This window comes from Rhodohalobacter halophilus (genome assembly GCF_001715195.1).
In the GTDB taxonomy this organism is placed as follows: domain Bacteria; phylum Bacteroidota; class Rhodothermia; order Balneolales; family Balneolaceae; genus Rhodohalobacter; species Rhodohalobacter halophilus.
In genome coordinates, this window is sequence record NZ_MDWE01000015.1 from 1 (window position 1) to 18,995 (window position 18,995).

Genomic DNA, 18,995 nt, shown 5'->3' on the forward strand with positions numbered 1-18,995 from the left:
TTTTCGCGGATGAATTCGCTTAGATTCGCAGAAATTTTGTCTGTTTCATTGAGAAGGTTCGAGAGAAATGATTCAAAGCAGAAAATAGATGGAATTCAATAATCTCAGTTTTGTACTCTGACTCCTCACTTCACTATCTTCAGACGGAAATTGAAAAACTAAAGAAATCATAAAAAATGAAGTATATCGGAGCGCATGTAAGCGCAGCAGGTGGAGTTGAAAATGTGCCGGGACGAGCGCACGAAATCGGGGCAACCGGGTTTGCACTGTTTACGAAAAATCAGCGACAGTGGAAAGCAAAACCGCTTACTGAAGAGAATATTGAAGGGTTTAAGGCTGAGTGTGAAAAGTACGGATACAGCATGGATGCCGTGATGCCGCACGACAGCTACCTGATTAATCTTGGTCATCCTGAAGAGGCAAAACTTCAGAAGTCACGTGATGCATTTCTGGTTGAACTGCAGCGGTGTGAGCAGCTTGGAATCAAACTTTTGAATTTTCACCCCGGCAGTCATCTGAAAAAGATTTCTGAAAAGGAGTGTTTATCACGCATTGCAGAGTCGATCAATATTGCACTGGATCAGACAGAGTTTACCAAAGCGGTTATTGAAAATACCGCCGGGCAGGGTACCAATATGGGATTCCGATTTGAGCATCTGGCAGAGATTATGGACCAGGTTAAAAATCAGGACCGCGTTGGAGTTTGTATTGATACAGCTCACGCTTTTGCGGGAGGGTACGATATCTCTACTGAGGAGGGTTTTTACGACACCTTTGAACAGTTTGAGAAATATATTGGCTTTGAGAAGCTGCTCGGAATGCACCTGAATGATTCCAAAAAGGAGTTGGGAACCCGGGTTGACCGTCATGACAGCCTTGGCGACGGTTACATCGGCTGGACACCGTTTGAGTTGATTATGAAGGATGACCGGTTTAACAGCATTCCAATGATACTGGAAACTCCCAATACTGAACGCTGGGCGGAAGAGATCGCAAAACTGAAAGAGCTGGCCGGAGAAGGGTAGATTAAATTTCCCCTCTCAGGAGGGGAAATTCTTAAGCCAGTGCCAGACCGATTCTACCGCGCTCAATATCGATATTGGTAATCTCCACATTGATGATGTCGCCCACGGAGACCACATCGTGGGGATCTTCAACGCGTTCGCGTCCCTTGCTCATATTTGAGATGTGAAGCAGTCCGTCCTGTTTTACCCCGATATCAACAAACGCTCCAAAATCGACTACGTTTCTGACGGTGCCTTCCAGCTTCATTCCGGTGGAGAGATCCTCCATCTTCATTACATCCTGACGAAGCAGCGGCTTGGGCAAGGATTCCCTTGGATCGCGTCCAGGCTTCTGAAGGTTTTCGATGATCAGCTCGAGTGTGGGAATGCCAACTCCAATCTGTTCAGCCACTTCCTCTTTATTGATGTTTGACAAAGTAGTCTCGATTTTCTTCTGTTCTTCAGAAAGCTTTTCGATATTGATACCAAACAGATTGCACAGTTTTTCGGTGGCTTCATAACTTTCCGGGTGGATGGCGGTGTTGTCTAACGGATGCTCGCCGTCCGGAATTCTCATAAATCCGGCTGCCTGCTGGAAGCGAAAATCACCCACGCCCGAGATCTTTTTAATCTGTTCGCGGTTTTTGAATTTCCCTTCTTTTTCTCTGAAATCCACAATTCGCTTGGCAACGGCACGGCTCAGTCCGGAAATGTGTGTCAGGAGTGGTGCACTTGCGGTATTCAGATTCACGCCAACTTCATTCACACAGCTCTCAACAACGTCATCCAGTTTCTTGGCTAATTCAGTCTGATTAACATCGTGCTGATATAAGCCAACCCCAATCGATTTTGGATCAATTTTTACCAGCTCAGCCAGCGGATCCTGTGCACGACGGGCGATGGAGATATTTCCGCGCTGAGGTGCATCCAGATCGGGAAACTCCTCACGCGCTACGGTAGACGCCGAGTAAACAGAAGCGCCTGCCTCACTGATAATCAGATAGTTCAGGTTTTCATCTTTGTTCTCCTCCTTTCGCTTCTGAATCACATCAGCGATAAACTGTTCAGTTTCCCGGCTGGCTGTTCCGTTTCCAATGGCGATGAGGGTTACACCATATTTGTTGATCAGCTGATTCACCACTTTGGCTCCCTGTTCAACTTTATTTTGCGGGGGAGTAGGGTAGATGGTTGTTCCTTCCTGGTACTTGCCCAACTCGTCTATCACGGCAACTTTACAGCCGGTGCGGAAAGCGGGGTCGATTCCCATTACCACCTGGTTTTTCAGCGGCGGCTGAAGCAGCAAGTTTTTCAGGTTGGTTGCGAAGGTTTGAATGGCATGTTCATCGGCCTGATCGGTCAACTCATTGCGAAGCTCTCGTTCAAGCGACGGCATCAGAAGCCGTTTGTAGGAGTCTTCAACGGCATCCTGTAAATATGGAGTAAAAATAGAGAGATCATTGGTAATCACCACATCATCAATATTTTCGAGGGTGATGTTATCGTTCAGCTCCAGATTCACAAAGAGCACATTTTCCCTTTCACCACGGTTCAGTGCCAGAATCTGATGCGGTTTCAGATATTGAACCCGGTTTTGATAATCATAGTAATCTTCAAAATTCGTTCGTTTGTCAACCACAGGATTCTTTTCCGACTTGATGATCCCGTGCTTTCGTATGATCGTTCGCAGTTGATCCCGAACCTCTACCGATTCATTAATCCATTCCGCAACAATATCGAGGGAGGTTTGGAGTGCGGTTTCGGCATCGGGCAGTTCATACTCCTCGCTGACATACTCTTTGGCGTACTTAAGTGGATCGCCTTGTGTAATATCCTGCTCCCAGATCAGTCTGGCCAGTGGCTCCAGGCCTTTCTCCTTGGCCATATCGCCGCGCGTTTTCTTCTTCCGTTTATATGGGAGGTAAAGGTCCTCAAGCGTTTTCAGATCCTTACAAGCTACGATCTTCTCTTTTAGCTCATCGGTGAGTTTGTCCTGCTCGTCAATCGCTTTCAGTATGGTCTTTTTTCGATCCTCCAGCGTACGGTGAAATTCAATGGCATCGCGCACAGTACGAAGCTGCTCTTCGTCCAGTCCGCCGGTAGCTTCCTGGCGGTAACGGGCTAAAAACGGGATTGTGGCTCCATCATCTATAAAGCCGGCAACAGTTTTTACCTGTTTCGCTGAAAAGTTATGAGCGGATGCAATGTGGCTAAAAATCTGAGAATCGGTCATGATCGGTTACTGCTAATTTTGTTGTCATAAAAATGAGATTTGAAAGTACGATGAAGCGGGGGAGGAATGCAATGAAAAGAGAAGAGTCGGCAGTTGATTCAAATAAATTTAAAAATAATGAAAGCTTTTCCCTAGTCCTTGCGCATATAATACAAAACGAATAAAACGTATCTGCAAGATTTGGCTAGCTATCTAAAATTCGGACTACTTATTTATTCGATTCTGATATTGTTTATGACTCAGAATCTGTTTGCCCAGGAAAGTTCTTTTCTCAATGAGACGAACCTGAATACCATGCGTGCAGGTGGAAGTATCGGGGTTACCGCCAGTGCATATTCGGTGGACGGTATTGAAAATCGTCGGGCTCCGGGTATGATTCAGACCAATGCAAACATGAATTTTACTCTGTTTGGATTCAGTTCAGGATTAAACCTAAACTACTCCACTGATGATTCAGAGTTCAGACAGAACATGAATTCGCTTAGCTTCAATGCTACCTGGAAGTGGATTAATCTTCAAGCCGGTGATATTAATACCCGCTTTTCCAGCTATGGTTTAAGTGGCGCAACCATCCGGGGCGGTTATCTTCGAATAGATCCAGGTAACTTCCTCCTTGAGATGACAGGAGGCCGATCGAAACGGGCAGTACGTCCCAGTCTTGAGTCCGGTTTCAGGCGGCCGGCATTTGAACAGTGGGGAGGTGCTGCTAAAATCGGGTATGGAAACACATCACGTAACTATATCCATTTGAGCACATTTTATGCACGGGATGATAAATCATCCATTCAGGGTACAAATTTAGAGGTTGACCCAAGAGAGAATTTAACGATTACGCCCGATTTTCAAATTCACCTATTTGACGGCCGGTTTACCATTGGGAGTGAGGTGACGGCGTCCATCTTTACGCAAGATCTGAACAGTGCGGCACTTCCAAAAGATGACATTGCCGTTCCGGCATTCTTTACAAATATCTATACACCAAGGGCAAGCAGTAAAGTGAATTACGCCGGAATGGCTGACGCTTCACTGAATCTTGATATGTTTAACCTTGGCCTGGGCTATGAACGAATTCAGCCCGGGTTCGAATCTTTGGGGCGCGGTACCGTCCGGGACGACCAGGAGAGAATTAAAATCAATCCCGCACTCCGCCTGATGAATAACCGATTGAACATCAGCTCCAACCTTTCACTGGGGCGGGATAACCTTCTGGGCAACCGTGTGCAAACCCAGCAAAACACAAACATCAACAACAGTGTGCAGATGGTGTTTACGGAGGCTTTTTCATTGAACACCACATACGGCCTGATGATCAACAGTATTAAAGCGGAGGAAATTGACGGTGAAGTTTTGGGAAGTAACCAGACACAAACCTCGCACAACGTCATGGTTCAGCCTTCACTGACTCTTCGAGGCGAGGAGTATACTCATAACATCTCTGTGTCTGGCGGGTACATGTTGATCGAGAGCAAGTTTGATGATTCCAATGCCGGCGGGATGGATTACTCGTCAACCTCAATTACATCCATGCTGAATTATGCCATCACGTTACCGGTCGGTTTAACCATAAATTCTGCATTTAACTACATGACCAACAGTTCAGACGGGGTTGAAATTGATAATATGGGATTCAATCTGGGCACGAGCTACGCGCTGTTCAATCGAAAGTTGAACCTGAGTGTGAATGCCGGGATAAATATGAATTCCAACGAAAGGGATGATTTTAACGGTGGAACCGTAACAACCAAATTGCAGCAAATTACCGGAAGTTTAAACTCTTCCTACAATCTTACCGACAAAGACTCATTCAACATCACGTTGAGAACACGAAACAACAGTGTGGTTGAGGGCGCAGGTCAGGAGTTTACAGAACTTGAGGGAAGCTTCAGGTATCAGAGAAGATTTTAAAAGAGACGAAGATTTATCAAATGAAAGATTCAAACAGATTTCTACAGATGAACCGCATGGGTAATTTAAGAGCATTACTTCTTTTTTTCGGGTTGATGTTGCTTGGGAATCAAGCATTGATGGCTCAAAGCTCATCGCAGGTAAATATCGTTGGCATCCCGCCGGTATTGAGCACCCCTCAGGCCAACGCGATTGAGCAGAATTTCAAGAATGGCCAGTATCAGGTCATCTTCAACTACTCCAGTTTTAGCAGCCAACCGGTAGATTTTGTCTTTGATTTCAGGCTGGTGCGAAACAACCGAACCATTTTAGAGCTGGAGTCCCTGCCTCGTGCGTTTACTCCGGGCAGTTACGTTTTTACCTCCTTTTTTGAAGAGGTTGATTTCAGAGAGACCCCAAACGATGTGCTGGACATGATAGGGTCGGATTTACGGAATCAGATTGTACAGTCCGGTTCCATTCCTGAGGGAAATTACTCCATTGAAATTACAGCACGCCCCTTTACAGGGCAAACCGGTATTAACACCATGCCTGGGAGTGCAATATTTTCGGTCCGATACCCGCCGCCGCCGATTCTGGTTTCAGTACCGGATGGAGCCAACGTTCTGGTTGATACCCCTACCTTCTCCTGGACTCCGGTGGTAAGCTCGAATGGAGGGATGTTTGAGTATGAGTTTCTACTGGTAGAAGTATTTCGGGGCCAGACACCACTGCAGGCGATTAACAGTAACCGAGAGCTTGCATTTGAAACGTTAGTGGGTCAGACAACACTTCCATACACCATGCAGTATCTGCCGCTCGAAGAGGGCGCTACCTACGCCTGGCAGGTAAGGGCAAAAGATGTGAACGGACAAGTACCGCTTCAGCAAGGTGGTGAGAGTGAAATTTATACGTTTACGTTTAGGGATCGTAAGATCAGTGATGAAGCGATCGCTTCACTTGATGAGCTGGAAGAGATTAATCTGGTTCCCGGTTTTGCTACTGTCGATAACTTTTCAAGATTAGAAATTGAGGAGACCTCTACGTCGTACATCATCAGCGGGCCTGCCAGGATGAATCTCGATTTTATTACAATTGGAGACATTCAGTTAGAGGCTGTATTAGAAAGGGTCGAGATCCAAAAAGCGCCCTCACTACAGACTCCGATTTTAATGGGTGGTGATATCATAGCAAAAGCGCAAGGAATGAAGGATTTAGCAAGTCCGCTTTCCGATTACGTAGAAATTCCTTCTGTATCATGGAGCTTTACGAGTGGTTTGACCGCAGATTTGAGTATCTCTACTCCTGAACGATCAGGTATGCGTGCAAGCGGAAATATGTCGCTTAACCGGATGGGAATGAGTGGCCGGGCCACAGCAACCGGCTCTCCGTTAATTAGTTTTGGAGAAGGACCGTTAAATGTGGATTTAACAGAATTAACGATCGTCTATCCGGAGGCACAGATACGGGCTAAAACAGAAGCCAGATTTTTGGGTGAAGAACTGTGTGAAATTCCTGAGTTTGCATTATTAAACGAGAATTTCCGAATCAGGCTTAATTGTGAGATCGACAAGGATATTCCTATGGTTGATCAATCTGATCTTCTGGTACTAAACCTCGAAGATGTGAGTGGCGAAATTATAGGATCTCTCGGTAGAGAAGAGTTCGATTTTAATCTTGCCATGCGGTCCAATATTGATTTGCAAATGACAGGCGATAACTATTGTGGAGGCTCTACATTTATCCAGTACTCGTCTGAGGACGGATTGAATGCAGGTCAGTTTACGCCAACCTGTACGCTTCCACGGCCCGAGTTAGATCTCGGTTTTCTAAAGGCATCCGTAAATAATATCGCTCTTGAGGAGCTGATTATCGGTGAAGACGGCAGTGATTTGGAATTTGATGTTCGCTTTGATTCACAACTCTCGTTTCCAAATAATCCGGCTCTGGCACTTCCGGAGATGGAAGATATTCGAATTACCAACACCGGAATTACATTTCCCGATGCACTATTTGAAGGGAATGACATCCCTGTAAATAACTCGTTCGAACTGGGTGATTTTGAACTTCAGCTTGAGAGGTTTGACCTGGGTGCATTCACTTTTCCCTGGTTTGACTGGAATGGCGAAGGGGTAGGGCCGTGGAGCTTCAGTTTTGATGCGGGCATGGAGTTACCAATGATCGCCAATTTGCCGGGATGCTTTTCATCAACTACGCTTGGAATTCAAAACGCATCGGTTTCGTCTGATGGCGATGGGGAGCTTGCGGTGATGGGTACAATTAATGCGGATGATGTTGCCTCATGCAGCTGGGAGATTGGACCCGGATTTTCCCTTGATATTCATAATATTGGAGGGAATGCCGTTTTAAAACGCTCATCAGATGGTTTCAGTGCAAGAGGGGATCTTAACTTTGATGCAGATTTTAATGTAGATGAACCGTTTACCTGTGGGGATCAGTCATCATTTGAATTGAATGATCTGACGGTGAGCCTTGATAAGGGGATGAGTGGTGAGGTGTCTATTCAGGATCCTGATTGCCCGTTGCAAATTGGTCCGTATACGGCTGATATCAATCAGGCAGCATTGAACTTCAGCTATCATGAATCGGATGGCCAGCAGATATCGATGAGCGGTGGAGCAACTCTTGATCTTGGAAACGAACAGAGCGCGGTAGGTTCATTTACATTGGACCTGCGAACCGGACAGTTCAGCGACATCAACTTTGAAATTGATGGTCCGTTTGAATGGGGGATCCCGCGGGAAGAGCCGGTACTTGTTTTTACTATCGATGAGGCTTCTATTTCAAATGAAGGGCTGATGATTGATGGCCGTCAGTCACTTGAGTTGGGTGATTCTGAAGTTGGAACAACATTCGACCAGCTACTCATCAATTGGGATACGTACGAAATTTTAGGAGGCCGCATCATTTTTGATGAAGCTTTTAATCTGGCTGCCGGTGTGGATCTTGAGAGTAACAGCCTGCAGTTTGAGGCCTCTACGGACGACAGCACATCGGTGTTGAGTCCGGGTGTATTGATGGGGCTTGCCGGCACGGTACAAATCGATTCACTCGGTGTCCACTCAACAGGAGCTGCATCTGCCGCATTTAATGTAGACGGATTGGATATCGGGGACCTGGTTGTGGAGTATAGCGATGACTTTGCCTTTGGATTGAACCCATTCGGAATCCGATCCGGGAATGTAGATTTCAATTGGGATGGTCAGCGTGTGGCCTACGCTAACGACGCAGGTTTTTATCCAGATCTTTCATTTTTCTCAAGCGAGTTTTTACCGGATAGAATTCCCCTGCCAAACCATGATGTAGCTTATCTCCGAATTCGTAATGAGGAGACCGGAGATCTGATTATCTCCACTGAACGACAGGAAAATGGCACGTTTTTAATAGAAACTCTCGAGGATCAGGAGCTAATGCTGACTCTTCCGATTCTTCAGAGAGAGGACGAAGCAGTCCCTCCTGCTGTTGCTGTTCAGCTCAATGATCTTGTGATTAATCCATCAAATGGACGGTATGTGAGTGGTTCTGTATATACAACCGTTCAAGACGGAAGCAATCTTGGCAACAGGCCAAACCTGCCGTTTACGCTAAAAGAGATCCAATACTCCAACGGAGAAAATGAGGCCGGAGATGAGTTCCATGCACTTTTCTTATCCGGTTCTCTGCACCTGTTTGATCAGGTACTGGGTGAACAAGACATCACACTTTATGCTGAATCGGACGGATTTATTCGGGGTGGAGTTTCAATGCCAAATCTGGATGCAAGCATTCCGCTCGACGGCCCGGATGGTCATGTAGTGCTAAGCACAGATTCCCTATCAGGTGGATTTGAATGGAATCCTCAAAATATCGCAGCTTCACAGTTTGATATCGACATAAACGGTGGTTTTGAGATACTTGACTTTGAGGGAAATCCGGTAGTGCGATCGCAGGTAAATGTGAACTATGATCAATATGGAGTTAGCCTGAACGACTTCTCATTTGGTGAAGATTTTGATGGTTATGCATTTGATTTCGGGACCCTTGGAATTGAAATACCGGGTATCAATACGCTGAGTCTATCATATAGCGAGATAGACGGCTTTGACTATTATGCCGACCTTGATTTTAATCTGAATTTCGATATCAACGGTCAATCGATTCCCTTTCCGTTAAAAAATGTGGAGATACGCAAAGGACTCGGCTTTGTGATTCCGTCTCAGGATATCCACGATGAAAGCATTCCCGGTTTAAGTCTTCCGTCCATAGAGTTTGGTGCATTTAAACTGGAGCCGCTTGCTCTGCGAATGGATCGCGATACCATTGATGTGAATAACTTTTCAGCCGGTGATCTGCTCAACATCATACCGGATATAGATTTTGATTTTTCAATGCCGGGTTTTGAGGATTCAATTCCTGAGCTTGCCAATCTAAACCTGACTGTTCAGGGGGCTAACTTCACTGATGGTATTTTTAACGGAGATATTCTGCCACTGGAGTTTGATGAAATCCCCCTGTTTCTGCCTTTGGGTTCGGGTGCCGGAATTAATTTAAGTGAAATCGGAGGCTCACTCTTTTCTGAAGGAGAGGGGCAGGGCTTTTCTGTGAATTTGGATGGTGGATTTGTGCTTCCGGATTTCTTCTCGGATGCTGATGATTCTTGCGTCATACCGGATGTATCGCTGGATGTAACCAGCGAAGGGTATTTCACTGGTCAGGTTGCAGACTTTGAACCGTGTGGAGACATTGATCTGGGTGGACTGAAACTCAACTTCGGAGAGACACTGCTTGAGTTTTCCCACGAGGAAGGTGAACAGTTTGCAACTATTGAGGGTGGCGTAACAGTTGAGATTGAAAGCACGGACGGACAGCTTGTTGAAACGACAGGTTTTCTTAAGTACGATCTGATAAACGGCGGAATTCTGGATGGAAGCGTACAGATCGATACCCAGTTTCCATGGCAGTTCCCGAGAAAAGATTCAATTTTTGAGTTTTATGTAAACTCCGCAACTCTTAACTCCAATGGCCTTGTTGTTGACGCTGACGGGAATCTTCAATTAGATGATGATGCGTCTATTGATGTGACTTTTAATAACCTTACACTCGATCTATCCACATTTGAATTAACGGATGGATCCGTTGAGTTTGCCAACTCCTTTGCACTCGATGTTGGATTTGGCCCGAGAACCTGGGGTGTATCCAATCCCGCAACAGATCCGGAATTTAATAACGGGGTGCGAATGACAGTTCCGGGTAATGTGGAAATGTCACATGACGGACTTCTTGTGAGTGGTCAGGCAGCTTCTGCTCTCTATTTTGGGGACGATATTTATGATGCAATCAGCGTTGATTTTGTCGATACACGTTTCCTGTTCTCACCCAATCCGCAAATCAGTGAAGGACGTGCTGATTTTCTCCATCAGGAAGAGGATGATGAAGAACCGGTTCGATTGGCATGGTTCGACAGTGAAGGGTTTCACCCCGATAACCTGGCCGGCGCCGTAACTTTACCCGATACTCTGGGGCTTCCAAATAAAGACATTGCATATATCGTCCTTAGAGATGAGGCCGGACAAAATCTGGTTCAGAGTGAGAATGTTGAAGATGGATTGAAAATATTTACTACCGATCCTGTTGATCTTGTGATTCAATCATTTACTGCAGAAGCGGGTGAGCCATATACAGTGTCTGTAGAATTTGATGATCTTGTAATCAACGCCGCAATGGAAGTTGCCAGTGGAGGAATTGTAGCCGATTTAACAGGTACGCCATTGAGCCTTCAGGATGATTTGCCGCTTCCGTTGGGCATTCAACAGCTTGAGTATAAGAGGCAAAGTGGAGAGCACAAACTGTTTGCTGATGTTAAGGTAGATCTGCCGGGAGAACTCTCACAACTGGCCATGATGGTTGAAGACATACTGCTCACAGAAGATGGATTTGAGGATGTGACGTTTGCCTTTGGACACTACAGTGAATCTTATGATGTTGATGCAGACACAGTTATTGCCTCTGCTGCTTTTGCAGATGACAATTTTGAAGTTGCTGTGCGTGGAGCGGAATTTGGTTTCGGTTCTGATCGGTTTTTCAGGTTTTCAGGGGATGTGAAGAGTCAGCTATTCCGGAATGATGACGGTGAAATGGCTGTCGTGCATCTTGCTGCAGGGTATGGCGACTCTGATTGGAATTTTACCGTAGATACAGCTCATCTTGTTCCGCAGAGATTGCCCATTGCCATGTCTGAGCTGATCTTAGAAGATGTGGGTTTTGAGCAGATAGATGAGCATTTTGCTCTTGTTGTGGACAGTCGCCTTGTGTTACCGGATATACTTGGCGATGAAACGGAAATTGGAATCACCGGCCTTCGTGTAGGGACCAACGGAGTGAGCCTGGAAGGGGTAGATACGGAAACCTTCTCGGGACAAAAACTGACGTTATTTGGTCAGCAGGATATATTGACTATTGAAGCACTCGGTATTGAAGTTACGGACGATCTCCATCTGATTGCTGCTTTGGACGGTTCTTTAGACTTTCTTGGGCGAAGTTTTGAAGTAGATGATTTGAAGATTGGTACGGATGGAACGTTCTCTATGGGTGAAGGCGGAATAAATCTTATTGCCGATGGCCCTGTCAGTCTGCTTGGAGAAAATCTTGTATTAACAACTCTTGAGATCGGGATGGTGGAGAGTGTAGCAACCCTTACGGCATTGGCAGACCTGGAGCTTCCCGAACCGGTTGAGACCAGCTCTGTTGTTGGGTTTAGTGTGAACCAATATGGGCAAATTGATGTACAGCAACCCGATATTAACTTTAGCGGTGTATCCAAAGAGATTCCCGGATTTGCAACCATTTCACTCGATGATGCAGGATTTGAACTGAACAACCTGGATGAGCTGGATTTCGGTTTTTATGCCATGGCAAGTGTAGAGGCCGGAGGCGAAACCATTCGGTTTGGCGATGCCGGAAATCCTGAAAACTGGGGAATACGTTACGCGTATGGCGAGAGTCTGGAGTGGAGAATTACAAACAGTCCGTCATTTGTATTTGAGAATGAGATGTTCACCTTCTCTGTAGATGGAGTTCAGGTTGAGACAGATGAGAGCTTTGTTCTGGAGATGAGCGTGGGCGCTGAATTGAGGCTGTCCGGTGTCTCTGGGTCTATTGCATTTGACGGAATGAAAATTGATGCAGGTGGGGAGTTCGATTTAGGTACATTTTCAGAAACTTCATTGGATATTGGTCCGGTAAAAGTAGAGTTAACTTCACTGGATTATAAGCCACGAAATGAAGACGGAAGCTTCCATGATCTTACAATCGATCAGGCAACCGGAGATCCTGGCAGCGATAACTCGGAAGTGAAGTCAGAACCAATTGATGATGTCATTGAGTACCTCTCCTTTGGAGGTGAAATGACCATACCGGGAGGTTTTGATGGCAGTGTTGAAGAAATTTTATTTTATCGCACTCCTTCAGAGGTGCTATTCAGGGTAAAGAATTTCCATGCTGAATTGAATGATTTAGCATCTATTACTGCTTCGCTGGAATATCATTCAGTTGGCAGTGAATTTGAGTTAATGGTTGCAGGTGCTGCACAGTTTACCCCACCTGAAGGTGATCCTGTTGGACTTGCTGCCATGGGACGAATGGGGAATATTGGTGGAGAGTTCAGTTTTGGAATCTTTGTTAAAGCCGATGTAACGGTTCCAATTTTTCCGGGTGCTTTGACGATGACCTCATTTGGTGCCGGATTTTTCTACAATGCGAAAAGCAGTGATTTTGCCCAGATTCTCTCACTAACCGATCACGAAATTACATCGGACAGTCCCCCTTGGGAAGAGGAAGGTGGAGGGTACGATTTTGCCATTGTTGCCTATGCCGGTGTTGGAATTGCCGGTGAAGCAGGAACGTATGCAATAGAGGGTTCTGCAATATTATTGATTACTGAAAAATGGCTGGTGCTGGATGTGGATGGGCAAGTGTTTGACGGTGAGGCCGCTATCGACGTAGGTATGTACTTGAGTGTGCAGTGGAATCCCGGTTTTCGCTTGAATGGGGAGGTAACCGCGAGCATGGAAAATGCAGTTGCAGATGCAAATTTTGGCATGTCTATATCTGTCTTTAAAAGTGGTGATGATATCGTCTGGGCGATGGATGGAAATCTGGATGTAGTGGTACTGAATACACTCACTTTTGACGGTACTATTATTGCCGGTGTGAATGGTTTTTATTTGGACCTGGGACTCGACTATCAAATAAGTATTTCCATCATTGATGCATCGGTAAGTTTTGATTTAGCTGTGTGGTGGGTTAAAGGAGAACAGTTTGGTGCATATATTGAATTTAACGCAATGGCATCCGCATTGGGTTTGGAAGGTGAAGCACAGTTTAAAGGTGGCTTGATCATTGATAACAGCTACCTGATCTATGCTTATGGGAAAGTTTCAGGTGATGTACCTCTTTTGGGTGAAGGGTCGATAGATTTATATGTAGCTATTGACGGTAGTGGTATTAGTGGCGGACTTGGTTATGACGAAGAATATGAGCGTGCATTGGCGGATGCGAGAGCTGAAGCTCAGGAGATGAATTCTGCACTGACAGAGGCGCTTGAAGCAGCCAACGACCTGGATCAGGTTATTAATGATCACAGTCAATCGGTAGAAACGCTAGCCGAGGCAGGAGAAAACATCCTGGGAAGCAGTAACTTTACAAGAACATTTTTGTTTGGAGCAATGCTCAGTATTGAAGGGCGGCTAGCCAATGAGCCCCCCCCGGTGTATGACGCTATTTTCCAGATGATTAAAGACGTAGAAAGTTTACCTGATAAAAATAGTTATGATCTGGCCGGTTTGAGACAGAATGTGGAAGATGCAACGGATATACTATCGGCATCGTTGGATCAAATCAATTCGGAACTGGCCAATCTTGAAGCTGAAGTGATTGACTACCAGGAACAAGCCGATCGTGCCCTGGAAGATATCATTACATCACCGGTACAAAATCTGTCGTTAACTTGGGAGGGAGACCGGCCTCCGGAGTTTGACATTGACTCTTCAACGGATTCCGCAAACCGGGGAGCACTTGAAGAGTATAAAGAAGACATGGACGCACTGGAACAACAGTTCGAAGACGCAATTGCCAGTATCCAAACCAATATCTCAATTCTGGAAGGTGTGCTCTTCTCCGATGAGGCTGGCATTAACAAGGTGGCCGGAGAGTATCACGAAGTAACCAAAAGTATAGATAAACTCTACACAAACATGGCTGCGCATCAATGGGATATACACCGATGGGCAGAAGTTCACAAAAATCTATTTCTTGAAGTGGATGGAGACTTGGAATCAGCCGTTGTTGAGCAGTCAGAAGCGATGTTAAGCTGGGAAGGTATTGAATATGATTTTGAGGCGAAGGATTTAAGCAGTTCTGATTCTGGCGCAAATTATGATCAGCTTGCAGAGATTGCCGCAATCAGACATTCCATTATAATTAACAATACGGCTGATGGCAGTGACTATATGAGCGATATGAGTTCAGTTAAGTCAGATTTGCTGGACGATGTGTCAAATGGGTATATAGCCGATTTTTCAGAATACTTTGTTACACGCGGTAAAGAATTCTGGTATGATGTGCCTCTACTTGGCTATGAGTCGCTTGCAGAGAATGCCGCAGCAGAGGCTGAAGCTGTAAATGATGCCTACGAAGAAATACTTGAACCGATTCTAGAAAATTACATCCAGTTTACACAGAGAATTGACGACTTATATGCTAACAAACACTCTATTCACTCCACCTATGATAATATTTTGAATCAGTATATAAGCTGGAGGAATGATGTATTCAATGGTGAGGGAGTTGATCAAATACAACAGATCAGAGATGAAAACCTTCAATACTCTAAATCTCCTGATATTACATCACTCTCTGCTAGTAGAACACAAGATGGATTTGAAAATAAATTAACCGTCGATTGGAGTGTGTCCCATTCATCAGGTATTAATCCTGAAAATAGTTACTATATATCTGACGATAGTAATTCAGATATTTTTACAGAAAACTATTTGTCGGTTGGTTCGAGCAAACAGGTTGAACGATATCTTTTTAAACGTGATGTGGATGAGAGAAGCCGATCCTTGGCGGTTCGAGTCCGGGCAAAAGGGCCAACCGGACTATCAAGAACAAAAACCTATAGTTTAAGCCCGAATCTTAATCCTCCGATGCCTGTAACGGGAGATCGAACCTGGCTAAAGAGTATTGATTTAAATCTTAAATTCAATGCAACATTGGTTCCACTTAACCAAGATCATCAGCCGGAAAAACCTTCACTTTCAGTGCCTTATCCGCAAAATGAGTATAGTTACTATACACAAGTACCCAGTTATACAGGCTCCGGTACATATCTCATTTCGGTAGATGCCTCAAGATATTGGACAAACAGAAGTGACAGAATAGAGTTTTCTGCATCTTCTTATGACGACTTGTATGACATTGCAGGGTTTGAATTTATGGTAGGAACCAGTCCGAATGATTCAACCATTACTGGCTGGACCGAGCAAGTGGGAACTCCTGTGAATGGTAGTGCATCCAATCACCAGGCTTATGAGTTTTACAATATCAACCTGGTGGAGGGAGAAGAGTATTATGTAACCGTGCGGGCAATCAATGGTGAGGGGGTTAAAAGTGAACCTGAATCTATCGGGCCAATTATGCTGGATACTACGGTACCTACTCAACCAAGTTCAGTTACAAACTCTTTTAACCATCCTGCCGTAGAAACGCTGAGTTCTACCGTTGCAAGATCAACACCAAAAGAAGATGCTGTTATTGAGCTGCAATGGTCTGCATCGAGTGTATCATCCGGTTCCGATATCTACCGTTACAAGGTTCTTGTTTCAACAGACAACAACCATGAAACGGCTGAATTTTCAGGGTTGGAATTCTTTACGGAAGGAAATACAACATCTTTAGAGATTGTATCAGACCAGCTGGAGTTTGATGAGGAGTACTATTTTTATGTTATGGCTGAAGACTTTGCAGGCAATCTAAGTGAACCGTTAGTGCTTGGTCCTGAAATGATTGTGGACCCAACTTCTCCAACAACGCTCGATTTCAATGTTAGAATTGAAAATGGTATTGTCGGTATTAACCTGACGAAAGGAGCTTCTGATCCGGAGAGTGGAGTAGATTATTATGAGTATGGATTCTTCCATGCTTCTAACGGACAGCAGATTTACGGTGCCGGTGGAACGTTTGACCCATCGTCCGGTCAATCAACCGGGACCGGTAACAGGCGCGGCAGTTCAGGAAGTGATATGTTTTCCGGGTTGGGTGGTTCATCCGGCTCCGATACTTCATTTATACCGTTGAGCATGAGTAATCTGCCGGAAGGTGTGCCATTAAATGTTGCAGTAAGAGCTGTGAATGGACAGGGAGTACCGTCAGAAACCGTACAGGAAGGAGCTGTAGTTTATGACTCATCCAAACCAGAAATTTCAAATTTTGCAGTATTGGATGATGATGGACAGATTAAGATAAATCTTAATGGAGCTGAAGATCCGCAAAGTGGAATTAAGTCTGTGAAGTACAAAATCAAAAAAGGATCTCAGACAGTGAGAAACTGGACTACTTTGCGAAACTTTATGTCTCCTTCGTTTGGGGTAGTGACAGGTTCTGCAACGTTTAATTTGAATGGAAACTCAGCTTCTGAATATAAAGTGTACATTCAGGTTGAAAATGGGAATGGCATGGTGCAAACAGATGACAAAGTGCCATCTGTACCAATACAGGTACAGGTTCAGTTTGTACCTGTTAACCAATACAATTTAATACTCGCTAATTGAGGTAGCGCTGAATTAATTAAATCAGAAATTATTTATGAGATTTTTAATGAAAGGTGTTTTTAGTTTATTTCTGTTTTTGATGTTTTATCCAGGTCTGTTGGCAGCTCAGGCGGATGAGTCGGTTCAGCTGGCTGTTTATGACGGAGATGTCTATCTGTATGTGCTCGATTCGCCCAGGGGACAGTTCGCATATAATTTTTATCGGAAATTGCCGGGTGAATCTGACTTTACACAAATTAACGCCTTTCCGGTTCAATCCATTGCCACAGGGGAACAGCTCAGGGGTGTGCTTGGCAATCAATACGACCGGATTCGAAGAAGCGCTGATGTTTCATCTGCCGCAGCTTTGTTGGCAATGGCTCAGCGTAACAGCCGGGAAGCGAAAATACTAAGTCTGGCTTACCCTCAATTGGCACAAGCCGTTAATAAACTGTACGTAGATGAAGACGTTCCGGAAGGTGTAAGGGCAGAGTATAGAGTAGAGATCCTAAACCAAAGAGAGGAGTCGACGGGGGAATTTCTGGAAAACTCCATTCAGGTCGAAAATCCGGAGTACGGTGTAACTGAAATTACGGATGTTTATAATGAGGGGAACCGCGTTACGGTTAAATGGACCTATTCTCCGGTTGATGATAATGACAATGTTTTCCGGTTTGATGTATACGCTGGCAAAACCGAATCGGATAGAGTTAACCGGGTAAATACTGGTATTGTGCTTCGCGACTTGAGCCGCGACACCCTGCGATATTCTTTCAGCACACAGAACGTTGGTGATGAAATGGTTATTCGGGTTGGCAGTGTAAATATTACGGCAGAGCAAGGACCATTGAGTGAACCGGTTACATTAGTAGTTGAGGATAATGTGGCACCCTCTGTTGTTCAAAACCTTAGCACATCGTTAAGGCAGGACTCCGTGCAAGTTCAATGGCGAGTGAGCCGTGAGCTGGATGCCGCTGGGTATAATGTATACAGGGGAACAGAATCGGACGGAGAGTTTCAGCAACTGAACAGTGAACTTATTCCTGTGCAGCAGCCGTATTTTTTTGACGGAGAGATCGTTCAGGGCAGAAGGTATCTCTATCGGGTTACGGCCGTTGATGAATCAGGTAATGAAAGTGAGAGAAGCATTGCCGTACCAAGGATCGTACCGGATAATACCCCGCCACCCACGCCGGTAAATGTATCTGCACGTTTAAATACCGATCAAAATATGGTAGTGCTGAATTGGAACATGCCGGAAATGCCGGACGACTTTAGAAACTACATCGTCCTTCGCAGAGTGATGGAAGGTCGATCACCATCCGCAAACTTCAGCCAGCTTACAGATAGAGATTTGCGTGATAACAATTTTACAGATCGAGGAGGAGAGGCGGCACAGTTTGAAGAGGGAGCACTTTACAGATATGGGGTTGTTGCCGCCGACAGTTCCCGGAATTTTAGCGATACAACCTTTGTGGATATCCGGATTCCAAATATTACTCCACCTGAACCGCCCAATGTGGTACGTGCACAAAACCGGGACGGAATTCGGGTTAATATCAATTGGAGCGGGAGCCTCTCAAGGGATGTAGGAAGCTATAATCTGTACAGAAAGTCGGGTGAAGGTGAGTTCGTGCTTTCAACAGAGCTCGGCGCGGATGCAAGAATGTTCAGGGACGAGGAAGTGAATATTGGCGATACGTATGTATATGCGATCAGCGCTGTCGATACCACAGGAAATGAGAGCGAAAGGGTTGAAACATCATCAGTTTTGATTAAACGATCTAACCCACCGAGAAGAGTCAGAAATGTTCGGGCTGTTCAAACATCCGAAGGGGCTCGGATTCGGTGGGAACCGGTGGCATCCGAACATCTTGCCGGGTACAGGGTATACGCTGCTAATCGATCAACCGGAAACTTTGAACCCGTTCATGAAGAGTTGTTATCCGAAACAACACTAACCACAAATGTTGGTTCAGAAATGATCTGGTTCAGGGTAACTGCACTCGATAATACCGGAAATGAGAGCCGTCCAAGCGAGCCTGTCCGATTGATTGTGCCGTAAGATCT

At 45.2% G+C, this 18,995-nt stretch carries 5 protein-coding genes; 4 read left to right on the plus strand and 1 reads right to left on the minus strand.

Going from position 1 to position 18,995, the window contains the following annotated elements; translation table 11 throughout:
- Window positions 1-176: 176 nt before the first annotated feature.
- Window positions 177-1,025, plus strand: a complete 849-nt coding sequence (gene nfo / locus BG260_RS05385; protein WP_069130942.1) for a deoxyribonuclease IV — start codon at window positions 177-179, stop codon at window positions 1,023-1,025.
- 31 nt (window positions 1,026-1,056) lie between these two features.
- Here the strand turns inward: nfo and BG260_RS05390 are convergent, their stop codons facing one another.
- The gene (locus tag BG260_RS05390) at window positions 1,057-3,234 is read right to left on the minus strand and encodes a Tex family protein (RefSeq protein WP_069130943.1); all 2,178 of its coding nucleotides are present in this window, start codon (window positions 3,232-3,234) and stop codon (window positions 1,057-1,059) included.
- Between the two features lie 234 nt (window positions 3,235-3,468).
- On the opposite strand from BG260_RS05390, the gene BG260_RS05395 reads away from it, so the two are divergent.
- The 3 genes from BG260_RS05395 to BG260_RS05405 are packed head-to-tail and all read left to right on the plus strand — an operon-like array spanning window position 3,469 to window position 18,990.
- Window positions 3,469-5,139, plus strand: coding sequence for a hypothetical protein (locus BG260_RS05395; RefSeq protein ID WP_141691524.1), 1,671 nt, complete (start codon window positions 3,469-3,471; stop codon window positions 5,137-5,139).
- Window positions 5,140-5,195: 56 nt separating this feature from the next.
- A complete protein-coding gene (locus BG260_RS05400) occupies window positions 5,196-16,946 on the plus strand; it encodes a hypothetical protein (RefSeq protein ID WP_141691525.1) in 11,751 nt (3,916 codons plus the stop codon).
- A gap of 34 nt (window positions 16,947-16,980) precedes the next feature.
- Window positions 16,981-18,990, plus strand: coding sequence for a fibronectin type III domain-containing protein (locus BG260_RS05405; protein ID WP_069130946.1), 2,010 nt, complete (start codon window positions 16,981-16,983; stop codon window positions 18,988-18,990).
- The last annotated feature ends 5 nt before the right edge of the window (window positions 18,991-18,995 follow it).